The 2819-nt window shown below is 57.8% G+C and carries 1 rRNA gene (cut by a window edge); it reads left to right on the forward strand.

Annotated elements, in window-relative coordinates:
* Positions 1-2730 (forward strand): 23S ribosomal RNA (locus IL992_RS45285); it begins 383 nt to the left of the window's first position.
* Positions 2731-2819: the final 89 nt, after the last annotated feature.

Raw genomic sequence — 2819 nt, forward strand, 5'->3', positions numbered from 1 at the left:
CGCTCTGGGAAGGGCGGCCGTAGACCGTGATAGCCGGGTAGGCGAAATCTTGCCGACTGCTGGGAGTGTTCCCGAGTAGCACGGGGCTCGAGGAATCCTGTGTGAATCTGCCAGGACCACCTGGTAAGCCTAAATACTTCCTGGTGACCGATAGTGAACGAGTACCGTGAGGGAAAGGTGAAAAGCGCCCCGGTGAGGGGTCGTGAAATAGTACCTGAAACCGTGTGCCTACAAGCCGTAGGAGCGTAGTCGTCTTCGGGCGGCTGTGATGTGACTGCGTGCCTTTTGAAGAATGAGCCTGCGAGTTATGGTGTGTGGCGAGGTTAACCCGTGTGGGGGAGCCGTAGCGAAAGCGAGTCTGAATAGGGCGTTTGAGTCGCATGCTGTAGACCCGAAGCGGGGTGATCTACGCATGGGCAGGTTGAAGCGTGGGTAAGACTGCGTGGAGGACCGAACCCACCAGGGTTGAAAACCTGGGGGATGACCTGTGTGTAGGGGTGAAAGGCCAATCAAACTCCGTGATAGCTGGTTCTCCCCGAAATGCATTTAGGTGCAGCGTTGCGTGTTGCTTGCCGGAGGTAGGGCTCTGGATGGCTGATGGGCCCGACAAGGTTACTGACGTCAGCCAAACTTCGAATGCCGGTAAGTTGAGCGTGGCAGTGAGACTGCGGGGGATAAGCTCCGTGGTCGAGAGGGAAACAGCCCAGATCACCGACTAAGGCCCCTAAGCGTGTGCTAAGTGGGAAAGGATGTGGAGTCGCAGTGACAACCAGGAGGTTGGCTTAGAAGCAGCCATCCTTGAAAGAGTGCGTAATAGCTCACTGGTCAAGTGATTCTGCGCCGACAATGTAGCGGGGCTCAAGTACACCGCCGAAGTCGTGGCACCGCCGGCTGATTTGTCAGTTGGTGGTGGGTAGGGGAGCGTCGTGCGAGCCGGTGAAGCTGCCGAGTGATCGTGTGGTGGAGGTCGTGCGAGTGAGAATGCAGGCATGAGTAGCGAGTCAGAAGTGAGAATCTTCTGCGCCGGATGACCAAGGGTTCCTGGGGCAGGTTCGTCCGCCCAGGGTAAGTCGGGACCTAAGGCGAGGCCGACAGGCGTAGTCGATGGACAACGGGTTGATATTCCCGTACCCGCTGTGATGCGCCCATATCGAATCCAGTGATACTAAGGGTCCTTAGCCCGGTTGGCTCTTCGGAGCCGGCGTCAGGGTGAACGCCTGGCCTGATCTGGTAGTAGGTAAGCGATGGGGTGACGCAGGAAGGTAGCCCAGCCCGGGCGGTGGTTGTCCCGGGGTAAGCATGTAGGGCGAGAGATAGGCAAATCCGTCTCTCATGTGCCTGAGGTGTGATGCCGAGCCGATTGTGGCGAAGTGGGTGATCCTATGCTGCCGAGAAAAGCCTCTAGTGAGTGTCGCGGCGGCCCGTACCCGAAACCGACTCAGGTGGTCAGGTAGAGAATACCAAGGCGGTCGGGTGAACTGTGGTTAAGGAACTCGGCAAATTGCCCCCGTAACTTCGGGAGAAGGGGGACCTTTACTGGTGATCGGACTTGCTTCGTGAGCTGGTGGGGGTCGCAGTGGCCAGGGGGAAGCGACTGTTTACTAAAAACACAGGTCCGTGCGAAGTCGTAAGACGATGTATACGGACTGACGCCTGCCCGGTGCCGGAACGTTAAGGGGACCGCTTAGCCAGCACTTGTGTTGGCGAAGGTGAGAACTTAAGCGCCGGTAAACGGCGGTGGTAACTATAACCATCCTAAGGTAGCGAAATTCCTTGTCGGGTAAGTTCCGACCTGCACGAATGGCGTAACGACTTCCCCGCTGTCTCAACCACAGGCCCGGTGAAATTGCAGTACGAGTAAAGATGCTCGTTTCGCGCAGCAGGACGGAAAGACCCCGGGACCTTCACTACAGCTTGACATTGGCGTTTGGAGCGTCTTGTGTAGGATAGGTGGGAGACTGGGAAGCTCTGACGCTAGTCAGGGTGGAGTCATTGGTGAAATACCACTCTGGTCGTTTTGGACGTCTAACCCGCGCCCGTGGATCCGGGTGGGGGACAGTGTCTGGTGGGTAGTTTAACTGGGGCGGTTGCCTCCTAAAAGGTAACGGAGGCGCCCAAAGGTTCCCTCAGCCTGGTTGGCAATCAGGTGTCGAGTGTAAGTGCACAAGGGAGCTTGACTGTGAGACTGACGGGTCGAGCAGGAGCGAAAGCTGGGACTAGTGATCCGGCATCGGCGTGTGGAAGCGGTGTCGCTCAACGGCTAAAAGGTACCCCGGGGATAACAGGCTGATCTTCCCCAAGAGTCCATATCGACGGGATGGTTTGGCACCTCGATGTCGGCTCGTCGCATCCTGGGGCTGGAGTAGGTCCCAAGGGTTGGGCTGTTCGCCCATTAAAGCGGTACGCGAGCTGGGTTTAGAACGTCGCGAGACAGTTCGGTCCCTATCCGCTGCGCGCGCAGGAGACTTGCGAGGGGCTGTCCCTAGTACGAGAGGACCGGGACGGACGAACCTCTGGTGTGCCAGTTGTTCCGCCAGGAGCACGGCTGGTTGGCTACGTTCGGTAGGGATAACCGCTGAAAGCATCTAAGCGGGAAGCTCGCCTCAAGATGAGGTCTCCCACCACGAGAGTGGGTAAGGCCCCCTAGAGATGATGGGGTTGATAGGCCGGAAGTGGAAGCGCAGTAATGTGTGGAGCTGACCGGTACTAATAGGCCGAGGACTTGACCATGATGTGCTCGCGTTCACTATGTGATCTCAGAGACAGCAACCGCTTGTGAGTTGGTTGTGTGTTTCGTGGGGTTACGGCGGTCATAGCGG

This window comes from Microbispora sitophila, assembly GCF_014892245.1.
Taxonomy (GTDB): domain Bacteria; phylum Actinomycetota; class Actinomycetes; order Streptosporangiales; family Streptosporangiaceae; genus Microbispora; species Microbispora siamensis.